Genomic DNA, 26,781 nt, shown 5'->3' with positions numbered 1-26,781 from the left:
ACTCAGAAAGACCAAAATTCAACAGCATCATTGTTCTTGACCACCATCAACAGGTTCTGATCACCATTTTTGACCAGGTGCAAGTCTCTGATATCACCATGAAGCTGCAAGCCATGCTCCTTGTTTTGAACATAATCAAATGTTCCGTCTCCATTTCCAAGTAGAACTTCGCCATAACTCGCGTCATATTGACCTACTTCAGGTTTGGCCGACTTTAGATTTCCTGCCAGGATCAAATCTTCAACCCCATCTCCATTTAAGTCTGTAACCAGAATACTGTAAATCCAGGAGCGTTGAGCCATTCTTGGCAATGCTTTGATTTCAAATTTTCCCTCTCCCCTATTCAGCATCACAGCAGATTCCCTGAAATTAAGCTCCTGCATCACCGCATTTCTCAATTCCTGCGGGGTGAAAATATCCTCCATATACTTATTGTTATAAGTACTGTATTTGAGGAATCTTTTCTTGATAGAAGGCACCTGTGTTTCCAATTGATGTTTTAATGTGAAAGGCACATGTCTTCCCCCTTCCTTTTGAACAAAGAGATGCTCAACAGAGCCGTTTTGGTCAAAATCATTTACAAACATCCTGATCGGCCTCTTAGGTGTTGGCTTAAACCGGCTGTTCAATCCATGATTACCAAGTGCAAAATCAGGTAACCCATCCCCATTAAAATCACCAACAGCAATGGCTTGATACCAGCCCTTATAGGCATCCATGTCCGGCATTTCTACTTTTTCCAGCTTTTCTCCGGTGTTTTTGAAAAAAGTAGGAGGCATCCACTCACCTACCAAAATCAAGTCCTCAACTCCGTCCCCATTGTAATCTACCCAAGCTGCATCTGTCACCATACCTATCTCTTTGAGTTCCGGTGCATATTTTTCGGTACCATCGGTAAATTTACCTTTACCATCATTGATCAAAATCAAACTATTGGCATTGACACCATAGAGAAAAGGAATCACCCTCGACCCGATGAAAAGATCTAAATCACCATCCCCGTCGATATCCATTACCTTTACAACCTTGCTGCTGATCCTGAAATTTTCAAGTCCACTATCAGTAGATTTGGTAAAATTGCCTTTACCATCATTGAGATATAGCCTATCTGCCAAATCCTGGGCTCCAAATCCAGATTCATTGCCTCCAGAAGTAACATAAAGATCTAAGTGCCCATTTCCATTCGCATCGAAAAATACACCATGTGTGTCTTCGGAGAACCGGTCATTCCGGAAAACCTCCTGTGCTGAAGGTCTAAACCTGCCTTCAGAAGTCTGTACAAACAACTGCCCAGGAAAACCTTTGGCACCACCCAAATACACATCCTTCAAGCCATTCCCATTCACATCTCCCCAGATAGCTTTGGGCCCCTCGGTAGATAACATGTGGTAGGTCAATCGGTCCCTATCAAAATCCACTGCCTGATTTTCCCTATGGGTATAATCCAAAACCGATTCGGCATTTACTTTAGTAAAAAGTCGACCAGAGGATTTTGGGAAAAAGTCAAAACCTTCCGGTGCTTCTTCAGCCTCCTCCCATTTCAATTTAAGGGTCTGATTGCTGCTGATGTCCTTGAGTAAATTGATCTTACCATCAGGCCAACGTACCTGTATTTCATCAATCAAATCCACCGAACCAAGACCGAAATTCAATCTATGATCTACTGAAGACTGAAAGCCTCTGTTAGGCATTTGCTCTTGATAAAAAAGTTTTTCTCCAGCTATCAACCTTATCTGAGTGCCTATGGCAGATGTATTACCGGATTTTCCTTCAAAGGCTATTTTGATAAAATTATTTTCCGGAAAAAACTCTAAACTTCTGTTTTTGTAAATCAACACTTCATTGTTGACATTATTGACTACCAAATCCAAAGCCCCGTCATTATTCAGGTCACCATAGGCAGAACCGTTGGAATGTATGGGCTCTCCCATTCCCCATTGATGAATAACATTTTCAAAAGTCAGGTCACCTTTATTCTTATAGACATAATTGGAAACCGGATTCACAGGCATTGGATCTATCAATTTCCTATAGTCCACTCCCTCTTGGGAAATTATTGCCCTTTTGGTATCTTCATTATCAATAAAGTTCAGGTAATCCAAATCTGTCAGATCCTGATAAATCCCATTTGCTACAAAAATATCTTTGAGGCCATCATTGTCCATATCAAACATCAAAGCAGCCCAAGACCAATCCGTCGCTTCCACATTGGCCATCCTTCCCATATCACTGTATGTCCCGTCCCCATTATTGACATGCAACATATTTCTAGTGTATTGGTAATGGTATCCATGTTCCACATTGAACTGAAACTTATCCCAGGACTCGAAAGTAGTGATCTGCTTGAGCCGTTCCGGAGGCTCGGGAAGCATTTCTGTTACAAAAATATCCAGGTAACCATTGTTATTGATATCTGCAATGTCAGCACCCATGGAAGCAGCCGAAGTAGAGCGCATATAAGCAGTGAGGGATTCGGTGAAAGTTCCGTCCTGATTATTGATATAGAGGTAATCCCTTTCAAAGAAGTCATTTGAAATAAAGATATCCATCCATCCGTCCCTGTTGACATCTCCAATGGTAATGCCCAAACCAAAACCAATCACAGAGCCATAAATACCAGCCTCTTCTGAGACATCCGTAAAAGTACCTCCATCATTTCTAAAAAGCTTATCTCCTCCTACCGGATCTCTTCTGGGTCTTTCATTTTGCATTTTATTGAAGCTGCCAATAGCCTGGTAGCTGTTGTTGAGCAGGTAAACATCCAGATCTCCATCATTGTCGTAATCAAAAAATACGGCATGGGTGGAATAGCCCTGATCCGCCAGACCATATTGCTCTGCCATTTCGGTAAAGGTACCATCTCCGTTGTTGATGAAAAGTTCATTCTGCTTATTATCGCCCTGTATATCTCCTGAATTGCATACATAAATATCCAAGAGACCATCCCCATTGACATCCGCCATGGCTACTCCTGTACTCCATGCCCGCGTACCTGCCACACCTGCTTCAGCAGTCACATCCCTGAATTTGAAATCACCTTCATTGATATACAGCTTGTTCTCTCCCATATTGGAAGTAAGGTAAATATCCAAGAGACCGTCATTATTGACATCGCCCAAAGCCACCCCTCCTCCATTGTAAAAATTCCTGTAGGTGAAGATGTTGAACTTATCATCAAACTCCAGGTCATTTCTGAAATCAACCCCAGAATAGGAAGAAGCTATTTTTTCAAACAAAGCATCCTTTTCTTCCTGTTTGTCAGGCTGACATGAATATACAGCAAGCGCTAATAATCCTGCCAGAAAAATATGTATGTTCTTAAGCTTCATCATCTTTTTGAATCATATCGGACAAATCTTTGACCCTGAGGTCTAGGATTTCTACCCTTACATTAGTAATGTCTTTTTTAAATACCCGGATCAGCCTATTTCCATCAACTCTGACCATTGCTCTAACAGTTTTATTTTTGTTTGTGACTTCAAAGAATCCCTCTCCATACCAATTTTCCAACAGGCCCATCACATCTTCCATCAATTTTTCAACTGTATATTCTTCATTCCCAGGAAACCAGGCCGGATAACTGAATTCCATTGGCATAAAGTAGAGTTTGTTGTCTTCAAAAGAAGGGTAAAAATGCATATTCACTTCTTTCCCGGACGGTACTTCAGGCTTGTACAAAACCATCAAATAGTGAGCTCCATTGGTCAGCACTCCCTTTTTGTTCCATTCCCAACATGTCCCAAAGAAGTCCTTCCTGCCCATTCCAAAGCTCAGATCCAAAAACAGCTCTTCAACTACTTTTCCGGATTTGAGCTCCCTTTCTTTGACTTTGTCAAATTCAGTTTTGGGCTGACATGCGAAAAACAAGCTCCATAGGGCCAAACCATAAAACATTTTACTCATACTGCTTTTATTACTCATGGGATTTTCTCTCCTTTATCATCACTCATTTTATACCACTGTGGCGAATCATTGTTGCGACTCACCATAAGAAGATAGCCTCTTGCGGTCTTGACTTTTTGAATATCCCTGATTTCACCAGGCACGTAAAAGCCAGACTTTGCCGCAGGTATCAAATTGAAAGCCACTCCCTTATTTCGAGCCAAATACCAGCCAAAGCTACCCATATTAATCCCTAATTCAGGTTTTATCCTGCTTTGATTTCCTCCCAGCAAAAGGTAGGGTGCTCCAGCCGAAGCCCTGCCTCCAAAAGCCGCATAAATAGGGGAATATTGCAGTTCTTGAGGCATTTCCTCCCGGACAAAGGTAGCATTTCCTATCTTTCTGTAAACTGCCGATTCCAGAGTTTCCACTTCCAAAACAAGACTGCTTTCCAGTATTTCCTTCGAAAATAAATCCTCTATTTTTTTATCCTTATAGGTATCGTAATCCAAAAGCTGCTTCCGCAAACCAGGAAGTTGCTTCAAGAGGGCCTGCTTCAGGACCAATGGATAAGACTGCCCATTTTCATATACGGTGAGAATCTGCTCTACACTTCCGTTTCTATCGAAATCATTTACGTACATGCGGAGAGGCTCCTCAATACAGGCTTTTAACCTGGTGTTGGTTCCTACATTCCCGAAAAGTAAACTGATACCATTTTCTTCCTCTTGGATGATGCGGACAGTCTTCCAAAGTCCTGCCAAAGGTTCAAAGCCCATTTCGACCGACATATCCTTAAATCCTTTTTCTTGTTTTTTAAAAACTTTGATAGGCATCCACTCCCCAACAATGATGATTTCATCCTGGCCATCTCCGTCAAGATCATATACTGCAGCATCTGTCAATAATCCTAAATCCTTAAATTCTGGAAGTTCGATTTTTTCAAATGTCCCATCTCCTTGATTGCGCAATATTTTCAAACTTCCTGGCAATCCATAGGCAAAGGGGATATTCCTTTCCCCAACAAGCAGATCCAAAAACCCATCCCCATCATAATCAATGGCCCGCACAAAAGCCGAACTGGTAAGATCTGTGGGAAGTGCAGAGGATGATTTCTCAAAATAACCTCTCCCATCGTTGAGATAAAGTCGGTCTTGGTAATTCGGGTTCTTATTCCCAAATTCCAGACCGCCACTGACCACATACAGATCCAGGTGGCCGTCATTATTTGCATCGAAGAACAAAGCCTCCACATCTTCGGCCAATTGATCCTCCTCAAACAACATTGAAACTGCAAAAGAAGCATCCTGCTGCTGAACAACTAAAGCTGAAGCTTGGCCTCTTGCTCCTGGCATAAATACATCATCCAGCCCATCCCCATTGATGTCACCCACTGCCGGTTTTGGCCCTTCATTGGAAATCATGTGAAACCTCAACCTGTCTCTATCAAAATCTATAAAATCACTTTCCTGATGCCTCCATGGGAATTTAATATTTACCTCTTCCATTAAAATATCCATAGGCTCTCTTTTGTAATCAAATGGAGTTCTATTGGCTTCGGGGCTCAAAGTCAGCAAGGTATCAAGAGAAGGATTTACCAAAACTTGCTGACGCCCATTTGGCCATAGGATGCGGACTGAGTCCAAGGCATCCACCTTTCCCAGTCCAAAGTGCAACCTGGGATCTACAGAAGACATGTAGCCTCTTACCGGATTGTGCTCTGCAAACCAGAATTTATCACCCGCATAGAGGCTAACCTGCGCTCCAAAATGATTCCCCAGATCCAATTGTAAAAAATGATTTCCCAATTTTTCACTGCTGTTGTTTTTGAAAATAAAAACTTCTCCATTCAGGTTGTTGATGACTAGATCAAGATCACCGTCATTGTCCAAATCCGCATAGGCAGCCCCAGTAGAAAATGTAAGCTGATCCATACCAATTTCCGAAGCCACATCAGAAAACCGGAAAGTTCCATGATTTTTGAAGAAGAAATTTCTTTGTGGAACAGATGGAAAAGCATCTATCATACTGATTATCAATGTGGAATCCTTTCTGTTTTGTGCAATCTGACTTTGATTGTGCACATAATAGTCCACAAAATCAAAATCCGTCAGGTCCTTGACAATTCCATTGGCCACAAAAATATCCTTATAGCCATCATTATCCATATCAAAAATCAAAGCCCCCCACGACCAATCTGTGGCGTGCACTCCTGCATATCTTGCTATTTCGGAAAAATGTACCTGATCAGACCCTGGCTTAAAGCCAAGATTTCGTTGCAGGGTATTTCTGGTAAACTGATGGAAATAGCCGGCTTTGACATTGGCTTGGTACTTATCCCATTCTTCGAAAGGAGTTTTGGTTTTTACCCGTTCCAGTTTGGCCGGTAGCATTTCCGTGACAAAAATATCCAGCCACCCATCATTGTCAAGATCGGCAATGTCAGCACCCATGGAACCCATGCTGATCTCAGTCATCATATCTTCCAAGGCTTCTGTAAATGTACCGTCCTGATTGTTGATATAGAGGTAGTCCTTTTCAAAAAAATCATTGGAAACATAAAGATCAGGCCAGCCATCTTTGTTGATATCGGCAACTGTTACTCCAAGTCCATAACCTATAGCAGATCCGTAGATCCCCGCTTCTTCACTGACATCAGTAAAAAAACCACCATCATTTCTGTAGAGCTTGTTTCCTCCAAGTGGGTCTCTCAGCTCCCTTTGTCCGGTCCTGAGGTCATTGGCACCTATGGACCTTGCTGAGTTATTGAGCAGATACATGTCCAAGTCTCCATCTTTATCAAAATCAAAAAACACGGCATGTTGGGAAAGCCCTTCATCTGCAATGCCAAATTCCTTGGCCATTTCTGTAAAAGTCAAATCACCATTATTGATATAAAGCGAATTGTGTCTCTCTCCTCCTACCAAAGGACCTGACTTACAAATGTAAATGTCAAGCAAACCATCTCCATTGACATCTGCCATAGAAACGCCTGTGGACCAGATTCCTGGAACTGCCAATCCGGCCTTTTCCGTAATATCTTCAAAAACAAAATTCCCTTTGTTCAGGTAAAGCTTGTTTTCATTTTGATTGCCTGCCAAAAAAATATCTATAAGCCCATCATTATTGATGTCTCCCAATGCCACCCCGGCACCATTGTAAAAGTTTCTAAAAGTATATGGATTGATCTGCTCGGTATAATTCAGCTCATTGCTAAAGTTGATACCTGTATGACCTTTGGGCATCAATTCGAAGAGCTTAGTCTCTTCCGCCGCATCTTTGGTGCAAGAGTTCAAGAAGCTTAAAAAGAGAATTAATATGGAGAATGGTAATCTCAAGTCTTTTGGGTGTTTGATTTGACTAAATTATTTCCAAGCTATCTATAAATCAAAAAGAAGTGCACAAATGTGCACTTCTTCTAGAAAATTATTTATTGTCAACCTGATTAGTAACCAGGATTTTGAGACAAATTAGGATTTGCTTGAAGCTGGTTTTCCGGGATAGGGAAAATATTTCTGAAAGCAGGTGACGCTGCTTTTTCCCACCAAGCATCATTGAACCTTCCAAATCTGATCAGATCAGATCTTCTGTGCCCTTCTGCAAACAATTCTCTACCTCTTTCAGCTAACAGAACATTGGCATCCACTGAAGATAACAAAGAAACATTGGCCCTTTCTCTAACCATGTTGACATATTGCAATGCCACACTGTTATTTCCTTGCCTCCAAGCTGCTTCAGCTTTCATCAACAAGACATCTGAATATCTGTAGATAGGAAAGTCATTGTTTAGGTTAGGTGCAGCACCCATAGCGATTTCAAACTTTCCAACCCTAGTACCTGCCTGACGGAAGGCATTTGGAGCCAATTCATTGATGTTGGGAGTGAAGTTGATTTCCGGTCCATCAGGGTCTCCATCAAAGGCATCATCCACCAAAGGTGTTACACCATCAGATGCAAATTGTGGTCCCTCTCTTAGAGACGCTTTTCTGGTATCATCATCCTCAAAACTGTTGTAAAACTCTTCCAAAGCTGCATAACCATTCCAAGGCTGTTCCTGCAATTCGAAGGTCAGCTGATTGGAATAATGAAAGGTCATCTGATGAATATTAAAACCTTCGGCATTGTTAGCATCGTAAGGAACCGTGAACATATTCTCCGGTGAATTGGAATTGTTCGTAGCAAAATTAGCAAAGAAATTAGGGGCAAGACTATATGGACCTTCATTGATAATTACATCTAAGACAGCTTCTGCTTCTGCCCACCTAGGTGTACCCGTATAGACTTCAGCATTTAAATACAATTTGGCCAAAACCATGTGCGCAGTCCAATAATTGAGATTGGTCCGTGTGTTTTCCCTAGTCAACATATCAACATTTTCCAGGATTGAGGATTCAATAAATTCAAATACTTCCTGTCTAGTATTTTGAGCAGGACTACCACCTCTATCAGTCTCACGGATAATGGGTACATTACCAAAGTTGTCAATCAACAACAAATATCCAAATGCTCTGAGCACTCTCAGTTCAGCTGCTAACTCATCCAGATCAGGGTATTGCTGCAAAAGCAGGTTAGACTCTGCTACTATTCTGAATCCATATTGCCAAGTACCGTTCAGAGGACCATCCACAGACAACCAAGTATGCCTATGCGCTCTAAGCCATATACCACCATCTTCCCAGTCAGCCCCTTTTTGAGGAATAGAAAGTTCGTCAGAAGTGACTTCCTGCACTGAATAATATCCACCATGTGAACCAAATCCTCCTTGGCCACTGGCTACCACTGCACCGTATGCAGATTGCTTGAGTACTTCGATCAGTTCGGGAGTAACGTTAGCTTCCAACTCCTCCTGTGTGATACCCGAAAGTACCTCCTGCTCCAATTCCCAACAAGACCCCATGGTTACTGCCACCAGGCCTCCCATTAATACTGTTTTAATTGATCGTAACATATTTATTTTTGAGTTTATGTTATTTAAATGTTAGTGTCAATCCCAAAGTCCAGATTCTTGGTAAGAAGTAAGTATTTCTTCTTTCTATACCCGGAGCCAATGGATTAGGGTTTAACACATCTTCTGTATCCGTCCACCTAACTTCAGGGTCTACACCTGTAAACTGGGTGAAGGTAATCAGATTCTGCACACCACCATAGAACCTTAGGTTGCTGATTGATGCAGATGTAGTAGGGAAATTATACCCTAACTGCAAGTTATCCAATCGGATAAAATCTCCTCTCTCCAAGTACAAATCTGAGAAAGTAGGTGTAGATGTAACCAAAGGATTGGTCGGAGTGTTTCGGGTTACCACAGAATTCCAAGTATTTGAAGCTCCGTCTGCATTTTCGTAGAAGCCCCTGAATGAATTGTAGATCATATGTCCCCAACTACCTCGAGCTAAGAAATTCAGATCCCAGTTCCCATAAATAAAGGTGTTAGAGAAACCAAAATCACCTATCGGAAGACCGTTACCCAATCTTTCAAACTGATCCGGATTTTCTCCTGAAAGAATATATTCTCCTCCATCAGTCAATCCTTCCATTCTTGGACCATAGAAATCACCGATTCTTTCTCCTTCCCTGTTCCATACGATAGGGTTGTTATTCTGTCCTGGAGATCCAGGGATACCTTGACGGATTTCAGGAAGCTGAATAGAACCTATTCCAATATTTTCTATCCTTGTTCTTTGGTAAATGGTGAAGTTCACAGTTGGTGTCCAAGAAACAGGGCCTAACTTCAGATCATTGACACTTGCCAAGAATTCCAAACCTCCTGAGGTCAGATCACCTATATTTGCCCAAATATTGGTGGCTGTATAAAAGTTTCCTGGAAGGAATTCATTAGGAGCTCCTACAGGTACCTCTGTATTGAAAATCAAATCTGAGATAGTTCTCTGATAGTAATCAACCTGACCGGTGATTTTTCCTTGCATCAATCCAAAGTCAACACCAACGGTAAATTCTCTGGTCGTTTCCCATCTCAACTGAGGGTTAGGGTTGGCGATCTGATTAATCCCTACAAATACAGAGTTTGGATCTGTGGGGTCCAACGGAATTCTGTTACCATTTCCGTAGATACCCAAGGCCAATGTTGGAGATGGAGGTAACTGACCTACCACACCAAAGGATGTTCTTGCTTTGAATTGGCTGAAGATTCCCATGTCAAAAACCTGGGTCAGATCGGCACCTGCACTTACAGCAGGGAATAAACCTGTTTGATTTTCTCTACCAAATCCAGAATAAGTTTCTGCTCTTACTGATGCAGATAGGAAATAAGTATTGGCATAGTTGAAATTAGCTCTACCGAACAAAGAGTTCAAAATTGCTCTTGTTGCAAATGAATCCATTCCTGTACCAGGACCTAATCTCAAACCACCTGCTCCCAAGTTGTTTGGCCCTTGATCAAATAAGAACCTTGTTGTAGAAGCGTTCATTCCTCTTTCTTCGAAAATCTGTGTTTCACCACCTGCAAGGAAAGTGAAATTCAACCTATCTGCAATTTCATCTTCGAAACGGATGGTACCATTCCAGATGGAAGTAGTCCTGTCAAACAGATTCTGACCAGCTTGACCGTTTCTACCAAAACCGGTTTCAAAATCCTGTCTGGAATAAAACTGAGTCGCTAGGTCCGTAAACCTATCTTGCGAGAATTGTGAAGAAAGCGTCCACTTATCATTGAGGTCAAAGTCTGCTCTGAAAGAATAAATTGCAGCTCTTTGCTCGTTGGTAAAACGTTGCTGATTGATTAAGGCAACAGGGTTGTAGAAATCAAACAATGGTCTTTGGAAATAACCTCCAAAATCTCTTTGTGCAGCTTCGGTGTTTTCAAAAACAGGCGCCGTAGGATTGTATATGGTTGCGTATCTCACTGCTTCTGCATTGACATTTGTCCCATCAGTAGTGGTATAGGCCAGATTCATATTCAATCTTAATCTATTGTTGAGCGCTCCATGACTTAAATTGAATCTTGTGTTCAAAGTTTCTCTATTGGTATTTTGGACAATACCGTCATTATTACGGTAGTTGACAGAAGCCAAGTAAGAAGTGTTTTCAAAACCACCGGTTATAGAGGCATTTACTGTACCGTTGTAGGCAGTTTGCAATACCTGATCTCTCCAATCTGTTTGCGCACCAAAGTTGGTTCCACCTCTTGCAACAAATTCTTCAGGAGAAAGGACCGGGATCAAATTGGTCGGAGCCTCAGCTGTACCAAATGTATTGATTGTCACAGAAGATATTCCTTTTTTGGTAGCTCCTTTTTTGGTAGTGATCAAAATCACACCAGCAGCACCTCTTGTACCGTAGATCGCTGCCGCAGAAGCATCTTTCAATACGTCAAAAGTCTCGATATCATTTGGGTCAACCGCATCTATGGATGCACCGATCACTCCATCCAATACAATTAGAGGAGACTGCGAAGCACCAAAAGAAGAAATACCTCTCAAACGAATAGTAGGTTGCTGGTTTGGGTTACCTCCTGGTCTTGTTACAGAAAGACCTGCAACTTTACCTTGAAGCAATTGTGCTGGATTAGGGAAGTTACCGCGGTTAAACTGCTCCGAACCAACAGAGGCAACAGCTGATGTAATTTCCTTTTTATCCTGTGTACCGTAACCGATAACCACAGCCTCTTGAAGGCTTTGAATATCTTCATCCAATTCAATATTGATTGTTGATTGGTTGCCAATAGTTACTTCCTGTGGGGTAAATCCAACGAATGAAAAAACCAACACTTGATCTCCTGGCTGCACACTTATAGTGTACTTTCCATCTAGATCTGTTGTGGTACCTCTTGTGGTTCCTTTTACCAGGACTGTTACTCCCGGAAGAGGATCTCCAAAGGAAGTATCCAGGACTGTACCTGAAATCTCCCTGCCTTGTGCATTTGCCGCTGCAATACTGAACAGAGTCAGTACGGTTACCAGCATCAATGCTTTCAATTTTTGTAAATAATTTCTCATAGGGTTTGTTGTTTTGAAAAAAACGAAATGGTTTATATAGTTAATTTCAAATCTAAAATGATTGTTTAAATTTTATTTTGCAATATTTAACAAAGCCCCTGGAGTCCTTTTGCAGGAGCTCGTGTTAACAGAACAAAGGTATTTTTTACTAATCGGCAACAGAAATCAATTTTTATTGCTTAAATAATAACCGAAAACGTTTGAACTTTTCGAATAGTTAAAATTTTTCGATTTTATTAAAAATGTGAAAATTGACGATGTATTTTTCAATAATGATAAGAAAAACCAAAATCTTTGAAAACAGGCGAATTTCAAAGATTTGGAGAATTTTTAAAAAAAGGTTAAAATCCAGTTACCAAAAGGTTACGCCTTCGGACCTCTGATAAAAGAGTTTTTAACTCTGGTCTTATAATTTGGGAGATGATAGGGAAATTGCTGATCAAGCTAATGGTTATTTAGGTCGACAGTCAACCTGCCACGGGCCTATCTCATGTCTCATGTCTTTTATTACGATTCACGAGTCCTTGACTTTACTCCAACCTATATAAACAGGTTAAACCCCTGATTTTAGCTAAATTTATGAACTAGACTACATAGAAGAAGTAGACGGAAAGCTTCATTGCTTTGAGTTCAAATACAAAGCCCATACAAAATCTAAGTTTCCGAAAATATTCCAATAAACTTATCCTGAATCTGATTTTAAAGTGATAAGCCCCGAGAATTTTTATGAACTGGTGGGTTTGGGGAAATAAGTCAATTTACTTACCCTTGCCATTTTGAACGTCGTGAAAAATCCATGTTTGATTGTAATGCAGAGTCCCCTCCTTCGTACCATTGACAGATATGGAGGGATCGTCACTCTGAGGTTTTAAAATTTGGCATTTACAGATAATCAAATAACAAAAGGCTTTACGCAGCGGGCGCAGCGAAGTCGCAGCGATCGCCGCGTGAAATAGCTATTTGTCAATGGTAGTGAGGAACGAGCGAAGAATCTCTCATTGTTTAGGAGATGCTTCGACTCCGCAAGCTTCGCTCAGCATGACGCGTAATTTTGTCATTAGCCTTTCTGAACATTCCCCTAAATGTTAAATTCTCGGGGTTGACAAGGTGAGCTTTTCCCTTCTTATGATGAAATTCCCGTCTCTAAATATTTTCAGAATAACTCATTATTATCCCTTTGCGTCCTGGCGTCTTGGCGTGAAACAAAATCCTCCCGATCAAACCCATTCAAAAACAATCCTCTGAGATCCTTGGCTCCTTTGCCTCCTCTGCGTGAACCCTTCAACCCTCAATTGAAATTCCACCATTCCGGTGCGACGGTAGTCCACCTCCTACCCATTGCCTTTGCTTCACATTCGAAACATAAAGCGGGAGGATTCCCCGCACCTTCGCAGGGATTAGGTATAAAAAAAGGAACATCAGACGAAGTAGTGAAAACCCTTGAAATGGAAACCTTGGCCACTTCAAAATACCCCAATACCCTCTCATCTGTATCCGAAGTGTTGCGGATATTGCCCTGAATAGGTGCCGGCGGCGTATCAAACAATGAGCCCTGATTATTTAAGACCTGCTTTACTCTGTCCCAATACTCAAAGGTCTCTCTACTCACACTCAACTGTCGCACTGTGACAAAAAACGGATACAAAAATGAATCATCTACCAATCTGCTCCCCAAGTTCAGACTGAAATTTCGGGATCCTGTACCTGCAGAGGTCAGCAATGGCAAGGTACTTGGATCTATATCATCATATATAAAACAATTGGAAGGAGGAGGGGTAAATGGGCCTCCTGTCCATAAACGCACCCAGAGAAAGGTTTCTTCCAATGCCCATCGGAGATACACATCTTCATCTGACTCCGGCAAGGTCACCGTGGCATCCACAGAAAGAAAAGGTCTGGTCCTCAATCCTTCACTTTCTGTAAAAAAAGAATAATCCACTGATTGTTCAGCACTCTGTTTGGGCAATTCCTGAAACTCCGATTGATATACCTGCTCTCCAGATGTTACCTGGATTGCATACTTCACACCATCCTCAGCCTGAAAATCATACAATTCATACCTTCCCTCTTCTGTGTGTCTATACAGATGGGAACCCCCGTTTTCTTCCAATAAAATCACCGTAGCATCAGTCACCCCTCTAGGCAAAAGACCAAATAGGTCTGTTCGCCCAACATCTACCCGATGAACCCCCAACTCATCTGTAAGCAAACCATAAATCACCAATTGCCCCTCATCGGTAACCGTACCGAAATCCAAGGTATCAATACAGGCACTGGGCATCAGTCCCACTGCGACAAAAACCCACATGCTCGCTATAAACTTTTTCCATCTCTTCATTTGCTGACATTTACTGAGTAGGTGATAGAAGGAAATATTGCTCCTAAAATCGAAACCTGATAGGGCCTCAACCTTCTGGACATCCCTTCCCGCTGAAAGAAAACGGAATAGGCATTCCTTCTCCCGAGAAGATTGTAAATAGAAAAATTGAACCGGTCATCCCAAGTTCTTACTATCCCATTGGTCAGGTAGCTGAGATCCACTCTGAAGTAATCAGGAATACGGAATTGGTTTCTATCCCCAAAATCCGGAATAAAAACTCCACCCACTACATAATTGGTGGCAGGCGCAGTGACAGGCCTGCCTGTGGAGTAATTGACATTCATATTCAAAGACTTATTTCTTCCTAAATGTAAGTTGGCAACCAGTGAAACAATATGGGGACGGTCAAAATTGGTGGGAAACCAGTTCCCCCGGTTGACCTGAATTTCCTGAAACTCGGATAAGGTTCTTATAAATGACCTGCTGTAGGTATAAGCCAACCAACCTGTCACCGCTCCCCGATTTCTTTGGATCATCAGTTCAGCACCGAAAGCCCTGCCTTCACCTTGGATCAATTCGGTCTCCAAACCGGGGTTGAGAAATAGATCTGCAAAATCCCTGTATTCCAATTGATTTTGGGTAGCTCTGTAAAAACCCTCCAAGGAAGTCGACCACTCATCTTCTTCGAAATTTCTGAAGTATCCCAAAGAAAAATTGTGCGACATTTGTGGCAGGATATAAGCAGTGCTCAGCTGCCAAAGATCAATGGGAGTAGGACCTGTGGCATTGGAAATGGTCTGCAAGTATTGATACATTTTTGAATACCCTCCCTTGATAGAATTGGCCTCATCTATACTCCAGCGAAAAGATCCCCTTGGTTCAAAGCCCCCATATCGAAGCATTTCACCTGAACCAAAAACTTCTTCACCGGTTCTTGTCAAGCTGGAAACAGGCAATCCCTGCTGATAGGTAAACACCGTATCAGGACCCAATTGTATATAGGTAGAATACCGAAGCCCGGCTGTCAGTGCGAAATTCTCATGAGGGTTCCACTCTCCTGATACGAAAGGTGCCAGCTCCAATCCTTTTTGTTTATTTACCCGATCTGCAAAAATCCCTGAACTTTCACCAAAAGGAGCCAAGGTTTCAGGCCTCATTTGATATTGAATTCCCTCTGCACCAAAGGTCAGGTCAAAATTATCTTTGGTCCAAAGTCCCGAAATCTTCCCTTGCAGGTAATAAAGTCCGTTATCTACCTTAAAAGCATCAATCTCCGCAGGATCAAAAAAACCATTATTGAAGGATCCATAAGCCAGCAACCCTACCAAAGAAAAACTGTCTGATAGCAGGTTTTTGGAAGTCAGGGAAGTAACAAAGTTGTTCCATTCAAATCCAAACTGATTGGAAAACTGGAAGAAATCCCCAGTATTCAGTACACTTAGGTCCAAAGTATGTTTTTCAGAAAACTTATGGCTCAAGCCCAGATAAATATCATGAAACCTCACATCACTGTTTCTCACATCAAACTGATCTACAGAATTAAGCTTCCAGTTGAGATTGGAGCGACGTATACCGGCAATCATGCTGGTTTTTTCGGGATTTAGCGGACCTTCAAGCATTATTTTGCTGGTTGCCGTCCCAAAGGAAAGGCCATACTTCCAATCTTCAAAATCACCTTTCCGCATTTCAATATTCAAAGCCGCGGCACTTCTTCCTCCAAAATAACTGGGGACTGCACCTTTATATAAGGAGAAGTTTTGCAGGACATCTCCATTAAAAGAGGAAAGGAAACCCAAAGCATGATTGTTACTGAGCACTACTGCCTCATTCATCATGATCAGATTTTGGTCAGCCTGCCCCCCTCTAATATTGAGCCCTGCCGATCCCTCTCCCACTGAAGTAACACCCGGCATGGCTTGTAGCACATTGAATACATCAGGCTCGCCCATCAATGCAGGAACCAATTTGATTTCTTCTATATTCATCCTGGTAAGTCCGGTAATAGCACTTCGCACATTACGGTCCCTTTCTTCTGCAAAAACAGTAAAAACATCCAGATTAAAATCCAAACTAGTAAGGGAAACATCTAATATCCCATTCCCATACATTTCAATGATATAAAAGTCAGCTGCTTTTCCGAATTTCCTAAAGACTATCCTATGTTTCCCAGAATCCAAATTCACAATATATTGCCCCCTACTATCAGAGTTGATTCCTGTAAAAAATCCATCAATGTGGACTGCTACTCCGGAAAGAGGTTCCCCGCTATCTTGGTCCCTGATCGTCCCGGTCAAAAAATAGCTACTTCCTTTCTCATGTTCTTCTGCCTGAAATCTGATCTCTTTAAAATCATTTTGCCCAAAAGCCGAAGTAATGAAACTGAAATAGACCAATGAACAACACAAAAGTATTTTATTCAACCTCTGAAAAATAATATTTACTCTGTTCATATTAGCTTTATCACAATCTATTAGAAGCTAAATTAAATAAATATTCGGCGCAAAATAAATTTTTAACTGTTTGATTTATTAATCCTACTTTTTCATGATCGGAAATGCATAGAAAAACCCGCCAATTTGCTTTGTGCATTAAATGATTTCTGTAGACTTGGCTAAAAAAACTGGCAGGTTTAATCTTATACAGTAACAATTTGATTAAGCAGGGTTCTTTAACCCATGATCAATCCATCTCTTATAAGATCTTTTTTGATCCTATTCAATAACCTTCTCGCTGTACCCCTTTGGTTTAAATTCCCAGGATTGTGGTATCCAAAACCTGTCCAAATCGGATTTGGCTGATTTTTATCAAACAAAAAAACCTGGAAATTCCTTCGGAGTACCTCTCCCATAGCATCATTGTTTTTCATATTAATCAGCAGCACATACTCCAGGTTGGGTTGGTCCAAGCCCTTCTGAAACTCTTCAAAGCTATAATCCTGGTGCACTTCAAAGACTCTCCTGTAATCAAATGAAAGCGTAGGCGAAAAGATATTCCAGGAAAGCTCCGCCATATGGTCTCTAAACCGCTGATGCTCGAGATTATTGAACTTACCTTTGATAGCCTTAATGTAATGCTCCTCATCCAGGCGCGTGATTTCATCCCCATACTCCACGAATAATACCATAAAATTATCTATAGGCTCATCAGGAACTGTAAATTTTTTGGTATTGACTGCTCTGTTGAAATTGGTGCATGCACAGAAGAGTATTGTCAACAGGAGAATCGGCGCTAGGTTTTTCATAGGACGTCATGGTTTGGTTGTACCTAAAGACACGAAAAACTAAAAAATAGGTTCGGTATAGAATTTTATTATTACAGGATTTTTAAAATAATGATTGCTTTGGTGATTAATTGGCAAAATAAGAAAGGGGTTACCCACAAATCAACACGCTAAAAACTTTAAGACCCCATAATAGATTGATCCTGTACACCTTACAAAGGTACAGCTGGATTTCCTGAATGCTTTGATGAAAAAGCAAGATTCGAGCTTAGCCGGAACATCAACCGAACAAAAGGAATCTTGGGCATCAAAAAAAATCTGATAGAAAAACATCACCTGTGAATTCCCACAGTTCAGGACTCAATTAAAATCCTTTCAAAATACATCTGGTAATGGGCTACACAAAGACTTTTTATTTGAAGTGCCCGCTGCAAAAGTTCATTTGCCTCTTCCTGATTAACAGGAAAGCAGGATTTGTACCTGGTTTTGCAATAGGCATCTTCAAGGAGTTTGAGGATCCTACATTCTTCTTCGGAATTTTGTGGGAAAACTTTTGCTAGGTCTGGAATGAATTTCAGACAAGACCGGATCATGATTCTGATCTCATGGGTTTTCTTTTCGTGTCTTTCCCAAGCCAATACCAGGGCCCGTAATCTGAGTTCAATGGACTGGTGGATAAAAAATAGGGACAAACCCTGATTACCATTCTTGTTCTCCATTTCAGCATGCTTCAGGAACAGGTCTGCCGTGGCCCATCCATTTTCAATTACGGTTTTAGCATGACTTAATATCTGAGGGTAGTGCTGAATATTGCATTCTTGGAGTTCAATGGCATCAGCCTTTTTGTATATCAGGTTGGTTTGAGTGATGTGGGTCAGGAAGAATATATTGCCATCTTTCAGTTCCTTGTTAAGGTACCCTATTGTGATGGGGTGAATGCAAACTTCCTGCTTATTGCAAAGCAAAAAAGTCAACAAACCCTGTATGGCTTCCATTTTGGATGGTTCTTGGTGTTTGATGACCATATAGACTTCTTTGCGACACTTGATTTCTGAATTGTCATCAAGAGGAATTTCAAAGACGAAGATCATTTCAGGGTCTACCAGGATTTTGAGGGCGGTGATCAATTGTTCAAAATAGGGGCTTGGAGGATTCGAAAACGCTTCATTTTCGGGCTTATCATGTGTCTCTGGAACGGGATCAAATACCTGATCCAAGAGTGCCAATAAGTCCTCATAGAAAAGTAACATTTCCTTTTCCGAGTTTGCTGATTGATCTCTCTCTTTGTCCAAAGTCCAAGACTTGAACAGCTGCCAAAGTTTTTGTCTGCTAGGATCCTTAAGTTCGGGAGAAGCAAATGAAATTGGGAGTTGTGGGATAATGTTCTTTGCGCACATCTTGAATTCTTTTGCTAGATGACTGTGTTGGAAATTTTAAATTGATTTCAAAGAATCCCTATCGTCGAATAGCACACCGTTCTTTGATTTTTTGAAAACATGCGGTAGCAATAGGAATTAATTCTTCTGATTCAAAGGAAATTGGGATTTCCAGCAGGACTTTATTAAACCCATAATAAATATCATATATATCATCTATAAAAGGACTTACTTTTTCAACCTCCAAAATATCAAGAATGACATCCAGAATATTGAGGACATGAAACCCATCATCTTCAAAACCAATCTGTTGCATTTCCAAAATCAACTGTAGGTGCTTAAAATCCTGCTGGATCAATCTAATAATCAATTCATCTTTTATCATAATATCTTAGTTTAAAAATGAAGCTTACCTGACTTTCAGGCATGATGCAAACTCAGCAAAGGGTCGGGGATATGGTATTCTGCAGGAGGATAAATTATTCAGACATAAATTCCTCAAACCTAAAATTTTGAATAATGTATAAGCCTTAACATCCATTAATTTTCTTGAAAACACTATCTAGATTAAAACAATAAAAATATTTGACTAAGCTCTTGAGTTTTTATACTTTGAAACTTTATTAAAACATTTTGTAGACTTTAATTTTTAATAAACTTTATGACAGCAGTTGTTGGGGTTTTAAATAAACAGGCAGTGGCAATTGCAGCAGATAGCGCAGTGACCATTGGAAATGGGCTTGGTACAAAAATTTTTAATGGTGCCAACAAAATTTTCACTCTTTCAAAATTCCACCCGGTTGGAATTATGATTTATAATAATGCCACTTTTCTAGGAGTGCCTTGGGAAACAATAATTAAAGTATACAGGAACAAGATGGGGGATAAATCATTCCCAAGGCTTCAGGACTACCAAAATGACTTTATCCAGTTTTTAAGAAATAACAACTTTTTTGACGAGGAGGACAACTATCTGGAATCGATCAATGGATTTATCATTGCTTTATTTGAAAAAGACATTTTTAGGCGGGTTTACAATAGCCTTAGTAAAGGTAACCCTCAAATAGAAAAGGAAATATTGCTATCCATCTCACAAGTTGTAGATGAATACATAAGAATCCTTTCCAATCAGAATAAAATTTGTGTTGATTTTGAGGGATATGAGTTTGAAGAATTCTTAAAAAGTCATAAAACTAAAGTACAAGATTTCATCAAATCTCTGTTTGACCGAAAAAGGATCAAGCTTGAAGAAAGTTTACTTAACAAAATCCTCCATCTTATTTTTTTAGCTATTATTTCAAAAAATGTTTTCCTTATCCATACAGGGTTGGTATTCACTGGTTTTGGGGAAGATGATATTTTTCCAAGTTTAACCTCATTGAAAATCTCTTTTCCGATAGGAAAAAGATTGAAGTATACTGTTGAGGACGGCAATGTTGCAAAAATATCAGTGAAAAATCAATCGGCGATTATCCCCTTTGCACAAAAGGATGTGATTGAAACAATTTTAAGTGGTATTGACCCAACTTATGAAAGTACTATTATTAAAAATTTTCAAATGTCTTTAGAAAAGTACAATGAATTACTATATGATACCTTAAAAAGCACGAATCCAGATCTTGCCGCACAAATAAAAAGAATTGATAATTCAGCGATAATTGATGAACTTAGAAAAACCAATGACAATTTTAAACAGTTTAAATATATAAACCCCTTAATGTCTGCGGTGGCAACATTATCAAAAGAGGACCTAGCAGAAATGGCGGAAAGTCTTATTTATTTGACTTACCTCAAAAGAAGAATTACATTCGCACAGGAAAGCGTAGGTGGACCAGTGGATGTGGCAATCATCTCAAAAGGAGATGGTTTTGTGTGGATCAAAAGAAAACATTATTTTGATCCAAAATTCAACCCGACTTTTATTCAAAATTATCTGAACATTTAACTCATGGAAAATCTGTTTTCAAATATTTATGAAAATCCAAGGCAAGAAAGCTACTTGGATAAGCTCTTTAGACTCATGAATCCGGAAATACAAAAACCAAAGGAGTTTTCGGCAGATATATCTGCTGAAGATGCAGCAGAAATCATGTCAGATAAATTCATCGAAGCTGTCAAAATCCAATTGGAAAAATCCAAAAAGAAGATTGAAAAAAGTGAAGAGGCTGTCTAAAGACAGCTTTTTTATTTTCATTTGTTTTAAGCATTCAAATTGTAAACTTTTCACTAAATTAGATTTAGTAATCAAAAATTAACCCATGCAGCAAAAAATCCATCAAGGCCGAAATATCAAAAGGTTCCGTGAAATGCTTGGCATCAAGCAGGAAATGCTGGCCCATGAACTCGGCGAAGACTGGTCCCAAAAGAAAATCTCTTTGCTGGAACAGCGAGAGATCATAGAAGAAGATATTCTAAAGCAGGTTTCTGAAATCCTTAGAATTCCGGTAGAGGCCATTCAGAACTTTGATGAGGAGCAAGCGGTGAATGTAATATCTAACACTTTCAATAAAGAAGCCTTTATTGGTAATTCAGGTGCTATTTTTAATATTGATCCTATTGAAAAGCTAATCCAACTCCATGAGGAGAAGATTGCTTTGTATGAGCGGATGCTGAAAGAGAAGGATGAGATGATGGCGAGGTTGGAGCGGTTGATAAAATAACAAAAGAGAAAGTTCTTAGCTCGATAAGATAAATAGAAAAGACTAGTGATAGTTGCAATTAGGAAAAGTAATCATGAAAAAGTTTTTGCCTTTGAAGAGAAACTTGAAGGAGAAGAATATTACTGCCCATGTTGTAAATTGCCAGTAATCCATCATAATTCTACAGCACGCTTAAGAGAACCACATTTTAAGCATAAGTCAAAAGAGACTCTTTGCCCAAATGCTACCAAAGAAAGTCAGTGGCATTACGATACAAAAATCTCCATCTATAACTATTTAAAGCAGACTTATTCCTCCAATTTTAGAGAATTGGAATTGGAAAAATCGTTGTTTAATGGGAGTCAAAGAGCAGATGTATTTTTGAAGACAATGAAAGGAAATAACATAGCCATTGAGGTTCAATCATCTGTACTTACGGTTGATGAAATCAAAAGGAGAACGAGTTTGTATTTTAAAAATTCAATATATGTTTTATGGCTTTTAAAATATAATCTCTCAAGGTTCATTTGTAATACAATTGTAACACCATATGGCAAACCAATCAGAAATGTTACAAAGCTAAATGCTATGGAGTTATGGCTGCATGAAGCTTATTTAGGTAGGTTATACTTTTGGAATCCTACAAGACCCTCCTTTATATGGGTTGAGTTGGCTGACGTATTTTCTGAAGATAGTTCTTTTTATTCAGATGGTGAGGAACAGTATTTTTACGGGAAGAAATTAAAAACAAAAAAGGAAATTATGCGGGATAAGATTGGGGTTGATTTTAGAGAATTTCGAATTGGTCAGTTTGGTGAGATTAACAATTCAAATATTCCAAACAGGAAGATTTTTTACGTAGGTAGATAGTTCTCAATCCTTTTTTCATTTAGCTCATGCTTTCACTAAATATGACCGTGATCTTTAATCCTATCGCCAAGCATACATTTATTAGACTTGTTAAAACCAAGTGGTGGGCTGGTTTAAGCAAGTGTATGACTAAAAGAGCTGGAGAGCAACGGAAGCGAATGAAGGAATACTTTTGCTGTGCGGTGCTGAGTGGGTAAATGAAGAAAGTGAGGAACGAACGAACATTTTGAATTCAAGTTTTCAAGCTTTAAAGTATATAAATTAGACATCGGCATTTTTCTCGAACTCTTAAAAACCTCCTATAAAAATATAAAATTGGTGATTCCATATTCAAATGGGAAAGCATTTAATCAGATGAAAGATTGGATTATGCAAAATCTTGAAATTTTGAGAGCAAATGATCTATTAAGCATAACAGAATCAAATTTTTCGGAAAATGGAGATCTGATAATTTGTTTAGAAAAAACGGATAAGGACTATCTTTAAATGAATTTTTGAGGACCAGTCAAAAAAACTCCATTCCAGATTACATTAATACTTCAAAAAAAAAGAAACTAAGATATTTCATGGCTTGTTGAGGCATATTGTATTATTTTACGTTTATATCTTAGAGTATGGATTTTAAGTTATCCCAATCATGGCAGCGGCAGAACAAATAAAAACATTGATCAAATCATTTGGAGAAGGGGATGAGTCCCGCTTCTATGCTACAGCTATGCAAATTGCCGCTTCTGAAGCTAGAAAAGGGCATGTTGCACTGGCTGAGGAATTAAAAAAATTGATTGATAAGAGTAAATCTTCCAAAGCTGTTGTCAAAAGACTACCTGTAAACGCGGCCCAAAAAGAGCTGAATGACCTCTTGGAATTGGTCAGTCCGGACACAAGATTGAAAGACATGGTGCTCTCCAAGGATATTCAGGAGACCTTGGCTAAAGTCATCCACGAACAAAGGCATTTGGATAAGTTATTAAGCCATAATCTGCAACCCCGACGAAAATTACTTCTTGTGGGCCCTCCAGGTTCAGGGAAAACCATGACTGCCCATGCCTTAGCTGGAGAATTAGGACTTCCCTTATTTGTCATTCGGTTGGATGGCCTGATTAGCAGATACCTTGGTGAATCCATAGCCAAGCTTCGGTTGATTTTTGATGCCATGATGGATTTTAGGGCTGTTTATCTGTTTGATGAATTTGACAGCATTGGTAGCACCAGAACTCAGACTCAAGATGTGGGCGAAATCAAAAGGGTATTAAACAGTTTCTTATTACAGATAGAGAAAGACAAATCAAATAGTTTGATTATTGCCGCTACTAATTTACCTGAAAGTTTGGATGCCGCCCTTTTCCGAAGGTTTGACGATATCATTCATTACACTAACCCTTCGGAGGCACAAATCAAACAAATTTTCTGCGCTAGGTTAGCAGAGATAGGAGTCCTAGAAGCGATGGACCTAGACCAGCTCTCCAAAAAATCTATGGGATTGAGCTACGCTGAAATGCATAAAATATGCGAAGATATCTGGAAAGATTATTTGCTCTATGGAGAAAATCATGTAACCGAAGAAAAAATAATTCAGTTTATAATGGCTAGAAAGAGGATCTACTAATCAAAACACATGGATGGATTTTTTAAGCATATTTTTTTAGAGAATAAAGCGAGATCCATAAGCTTTACACCCTTAGGAACTGGTCGGTTTAACACAAACAAAAACATCGATCAAACCCAGCACGGGAGTAAGCTAAAGAATGAATTTGAAGAAGCTTTTTTAGATTTTTGGCAAGGTGAACCTGGTGATTTCGTGTATGTGGAGCTTGAAACTTTTCCCGGTTTTGAACTCGATATCAAGAAATTTGAAAAAAAAGCAGGAGATATCAGAATTGCTTCTTTAAAACAGGTAATAGAGGGAGATGGTCAGGAAAAAACGATCAGTTCGATCAATCTTTCTAAGCTAAAGACCAAGTTACCATCTATAATTTTTTATTTGAAAATAGATTTAATTTTGCGCTATTTTACTTTAGATTCTTCGCCGTTAGCGGATGAAGGAAATCATAACCGCCTTTTAAAGGTATTTTGAAGGAAGTTGAAATAAAAAAGTTAAAAAATGCATAGTCATTTGCTTGCTGAACACTCTCTAGCCCCTCTACCTTCAACTACAGCAATGCAGTTAGGAAGATCTTATCATGCATTGCAAACCAGAAAAGAGTTAGAGGATTTGGTATTAGCAGTTTTTCCAGACCTTCAGGTTGTGTCTTTGTCAAAGAAGGAGCTCCATTATCTAATAAATCAATCTGTTATCAATAGTTATTTTGGAGAAAGCTACCTTAAAAGCTTAATGATCGAAAAATATGTTGGAGAAGATATGGTTGCGGCGTTAGAAGTTAAAGCCCTAAACAGCCGATTGGATTTTCTTAAAATTAATGGAAGTACGGTAAGTTATGAAATTAAATCTGAAGTAGACAATATCCTAAAACTCGAAAAGCAATCGATGGATTATCTAAAATTATTTGAATATAATAATGTGGTAATTGGTTCAAATCATCTTTCGCATGTACGGAAAGTTCTTCCCAGTAATTATGGAATTATTATCGAACGGAACGGTTTTTTTGTTACCAAAAGGAAGCCAAAAAAAAATAACAAGATTTGCCCAAAGTCTCAAATTGACTTATTCAACAAGAAGGAACTAGAGACCTTTTGTGGCTTATCGGATCCAAAAAAGATCTTGAAGGAGTTAAGCCCAAAGCAGATTAATCAACAATTCAAATTAATGTTAAAGAAAAGATATGCCAAAAAATGGGCTTTTCTAACCTCACGTAAAAAGGAGATTTTCCCATTAGATTACCAATATTTTTATCATCACAACATCGAACCTGAATTAATTTATGGTTAAACCAATGGTATTTTTCGCCCTTCTTCCAAGGACGTTTTAATGCAATGTAAATAATGACCCATTGAAACCTTTTTGAATTTAGCTTGGTTTTTCCCTGACTCCTTCTTTTCAGAAATCGCCCGTAATGTGATAAAACCCGGATTATTATTTAAATATTGGGGTTCTTTTTCTTGAAGATTTTTTTACAACATGACTATTGAAGACTGCTGGAACAATGGTAGTTTCAAACTCCTCCAGCTTTTTCAAATTTCCCTTAAACCCGTAATAGAGATTATCTGCTGGATCATATAAGATAAATCCTGGACTAATGGTACCACCTGCTGTTAGTTCATCTTTTTTTATTCCAACATAGTCTCCAAATCCGTTAAAGCCTTGTCCTTCATACATCTCCACAAGACTGTTATCGGCATCATCTATAATTTCTTCATGAACTAGGGTGACATTCTGAATGTCCTTGTTTATGGCACTCCGACAAAGAATTCTATTTCCATCAGGGTTTATCAAAGCTATTTTACTTTTTTGTTTTTTAAAAACTGGACTAGTTATATTGACATTATCTAAATCATAAAAAAACACATCTACCTTCTCTCTTAGACAGTTTTGGATTTCTTGAAAATCTTGTTCAAAAGTTGATGGGAAGGTTTGATAAGCCAGAACTTCAAAATCATCTTTTAGTGCTTCGAATTGTTTGGTTATAGTATTTATTTCTCCGGTTTTAGCCAATAGGGAAGAAATGACTGGAATTACTTTATCCAGGGAAGAAAACTGTTTTAAGAAGGATATTCGGGAATCCATATTTTCAAGCACTTTTCTTGAAAAAGTAATTACATCGGAATGGGTACTACTACTTATCTTGATGTAGGTAGGAAGACTCAAAAATACTTTATCTGCATTTATTTCATTTATTAATTCCTGGTAAATAGTAGATGACGAAAGCTGATTATTCTTCCTGTCTTTTTCCTTAATAATTTCAACCATAGGGCTAATAAACTCTCCGAATTCAAATTCTTTTAGCAATGCAATTTCCTGTTGTCTTGCACGGAAAATTGGGACATATTTAAGGTTTTCTATCATGATATTTTAATTTTCAATCTTTTAATTCTCTTGATTTCATCAGATTCAAGTTCAATGTCTGGCTCAATTAAGCCAGCAAATTTAGTGTACTGACCCAAAAACCAATTAAACTCCCTTACAAGCCATTCATACTTTATATAAACCTGCTCCTTTTTTTGATTTCCCTTAATTGTTTTTTCCAAAAGCTTTTTATATTCCTTAAAATATTCAATCTTATCCCCTGATTGGACTACGCTATAAAAAGGATTGATGTAGTAAATTTCGCACTTTCTGCGTATCAAATTCACGAAATCAACTCCTTCCTCTTCTAAAAGATCTTTAAAAGCCTCTGAAATTACTATTCTTGGATAGATTGCGTACTTGCTTTCAATTTGATAGGCAGTTGCTAATGGATTTCCCAACGCCAGATCCTTTTCATCCAACATCCAGCCATAGTCTATTCCACCCCTCAGAAAATATCCCAATTCGCTAAATTTTTTAAACAGATTATTAACCAAAAAAAGCACTTCCTTGACCAATGACCTATCACTTATTGGGTCTGGATATTTCGGTCTGACCATG

At 39.2% G+C, this 26,781-nt stretch carries 19 protein-coding genes; 7 read left to right on the top strand and 12 right to left on the bottom strand.

Features of this window, described 5'->3' with window-relative positions; all coding sequences use genetic code 11:
- Positions 1–2 precede the first annotated feature (2 nt).
- The 10 genes from A33Q_RS07195 to A33Q_RS07150 all read right to left on the bottom strand — a co-directional run bounded on the left by A33Q_RS07195 (position 3) and on the right by A33Q_RS07150 (position 19,135).
- The gene (locus tag A33Q_RS07195; protein ID WP_016254853.1) at positions 3–3,329 is read right to left on the bottom strand and encodes a VCBS repeat-containing protein; all 3,327 of its coding nucleotides are present in this window, start codon (positions 3,327–3,329) and stop codon (positions 3–5) included.
- A complete protein-coding gene (locus A33Q_RS07190; protein ID WP_009036058.1) occupies positions 3,319–3,921 on the bottom strand; it encodes a hypothetical protein in 603 nt (200 codons plus the stop codon). Before A33Q_RS07190 ends, A33Q_RS07195 begins: the two co-directional genes overlap by 11 nt.
- Positions 3,918–7,220 carry a VCBS repeat-containing protein gene (locus tag A33Q_RS07185; RefSeq protein WP_040490194.1) on the bottom strand — a complete coding sequence of 1,101 codons (3,303 nt, stop codon included), beginning with the start codon at positions 7,218–7,220 and terminating at the stop codon, positions 3,918–3,920. Before A33Q_RS07185 ends, A33Q_RS07190 begins: the two co-directional genes overlap by 4 nt.
- 107 nt (positions 7,221–7,327) lie before the next feature.
- Positions 7,328–8,830 (bottom strand): RagB/SusD family nutrient uptake outer membrane protein, encoded by a 1,503-nt coding sequence (locus A33Q_RS07180; RefSeq protein WP_040490193.1) that lies wholly within the window; start codon positions 8,828–8,830, stop codon positions 7,328–7,330.
- Positions 8,831–8,849: 19 nt separating this feature from the next.
- Positions 8,850–11,834 carry a SusC/RagA family TonB-linked outer membrane protein gene (locus A33Q_RS07175; protein ID WP_009036061.1) on the bottom strand — a complete coding sequence of 995 codons (2,985 nt, stop codon included), beginning with the start codon at positions 11,832–11,834 and terminating at the stop codon, positions 8,850–8,852.
- A 1,288-nt stretch (positions 11,835–13,122) separates the two neighbouring features.
- The gene (locus A33Q_RS07170; RefSeq protein ID WP_040490191.1) at positions 13,123–14,172 is read right to left on the bottom strand and encodes a DUF4249 domain-containing protein; all 1,050 of its coding nucleotides are present in this window, start codon (positions 14,170–14,172) and stop codon (positions 13,123–13,125) included.
- The gene (locus A33Q_RS07165) at positions 14,169–16,604 is read right to left on the bottom strand and encodes a TonB-dependent receptor (RefSeq protein WP_009036063.1); all 2,436 of its coding nucleotides are present in this window, start codon (positions 16,602–16,604) and stop codon (positions 14,169–14,171) included. Before A33Q_RS07165 ends, A33Q_RS07170 begins: the two co-directional genes overlap by 4 nt.
- A gap of 218 nt (positions 16,605–16,822) precedes the next feature.
- The gene (locus A33Q_RS07160; RefSeq protein ID WP_009036064.1) at positions 16,823–17,395 is read right to left on the bottom strand and encodes a hypothetical protein; all 573 of its coding nucleotides are present in this window, start codon (positions 17,393–17,395) and stop codon (positions 16,823–16,825) included.
- A gap of 332 nt (positions 17,396–17,727) precedes the next feature.
- A complete protein-coding gene (locus tag A33Q_RS07155) occupies positions 17,728–18,771 on the bottom strand; it encodes a HEPN domain-containing protein (RefSeq protein WP_009036065.1) in 1,044 nt (347 codons plus the stop codon).
- Between the two features lie 58 nt (positions 18,772–18,829).
- Positions 18,830–19,135 (bottom strand): hypothetical protein, encoded by a 306-nt coding sequence (locus A33Q_RS07150; RefSeq protein WP_009036066.1) that lies wholly within the window; start codon positions 19,133–19,135, stop codon positions 18,830–18,832.
- A 276-nt stretch (positions 19,136–19,411) separates the two neighbouring features.
- Here A33Q_RS07150 and A33Q_RS07145 point away from each other — a divergent pair, with 276 nt between their 5' ends.
- The 7 genes from A33Q_RS07145 (at position 19,412) to A33Q_RS07115 (ending at position 25,146) form a co-directional block, all read left to right on the top strand.
- On the top strand, positions 19,412–20,695 hold the full coding sequence (locus A33Q_RS07145) for a hypothetical protein (protein ID WP_009036067.1): 1,284 nt from the start codon (positions 19,412–19,414) through the stop codon (positions 20,693–20,695).
- A gap of 3 nt (positions 20,696–20,698) precedes the next feature.
- The gene (locus A33Q_RS07140; protein WP_009036068.1) at positions 20,699–20,923 is read left to right on the top strand and encodes a hypothetical protein; all 225 of its coding nucleotides are present in this window, start codon (positions 20,699–20,701) and stop codon (positions 20,921–20,923) included.
- Positions 20,924–21,008: 85 nt separating this feature from the next.
- Entirely contained in the window at positions 21,009–21,410 is a 402-nt protein-coding gene (locus A33Q_RS07135; RefSeq protein ID WP_009036069.1) for a helix-turn-helix domain-containing protein, read from the top strand.
- A gap of 45 nt (positions 21,411–21,455) precedes the next feature.
- A complete protein-coding gene (locus tag A33Q_RS07130; RefSeq protein ID WP_016254851.1) occupies positions 21,456–22,259 on the top strand; it encodes a competence protein CoiA in 804 nt (267 codons plus the stop codon).
- A 637-nt stretch (positions 22,260–22,896) separates the two neighbouring features.
- The gene (locus A33Q_RS07125; RefSeq protein ID WP_009036071.1) at positions 22,897–23,865 is read left to right on the top strand and encodes an AAA family ATPase; all 969 of its coding nucleotides are present in this window, start codon (positions 22,897–22,899) and stop codon (positions 23,863–23,865) included.
- 9 nt (positions 23,866–23,874) lie between these two features.
- On the top strand, positions 23,875–24,333 hold the full coding sequence (locus tag A33Q_RS07120) for a hypothetical protein (protein ID WP_009036072.1): 459 nt from the start codon (positions 23,875–23,877) through the stop codon (positions 24,331–24,333).
- A gap of 27 nt (positions 24,334–24,360) precedes the next feature.
- Positions 24,361–25,146 (top strand): sce7726 family protein, encoded by a 786-nt coding sequence (locus A33Q_RS07115; protein WP_009036073.1) that lies wholly within the window; start codon positions 24,361–24,363, stop codon positions 25,144–25,146.
- A 144-nt stretch (positions 25,147–25,290) separates the two neighbouring features.
- Here the strand turns inward: A33Q_RS07115 and A33Q_RS07110 are convergent, their stop codons facing one another.
- Positions 25,291–26,220 (bottom strand): beta family protein, encoded by a 930-nt coding sequence (locus A33Q_RS07110; RefSeq protein ID WP_009036074.1) that lies wholly within the window; start codon positions 26,218–26,220, stop codon positions 25,291–25,293.
- Positions 26,217–26,684, bottom strand: a complete 468-nt coding sequence (locus A33Q_RS07105) for a hypothetical protein (protein WP_152527388.1) — start codon at positions 26,682–26,684, stop codon at positions 26,217–26,219. Before A33Q_RS07105 ends, A33Q_RS07110 begins: the two co-directional genes overlap by 4 nt.
- Positions 26,685–26,781 lie beyond the last annotated feature (97 nt).

The sequence above is a fragment of the Indibacter alkaliphilus LW1 genome (assembly GCF_000295935.2).
GTDB classification, from domain to species: Bacteria; Bacteroidota; Bacteroidia; order Cytophagales; family Cyclobacteriaceae; genus Indibacter; species Indibacter alkaliphilus.
Note: the sequence above shows the minus strand (reverse complement) of the source record. Positions and strands in the feature narration are given on the sequence as shown.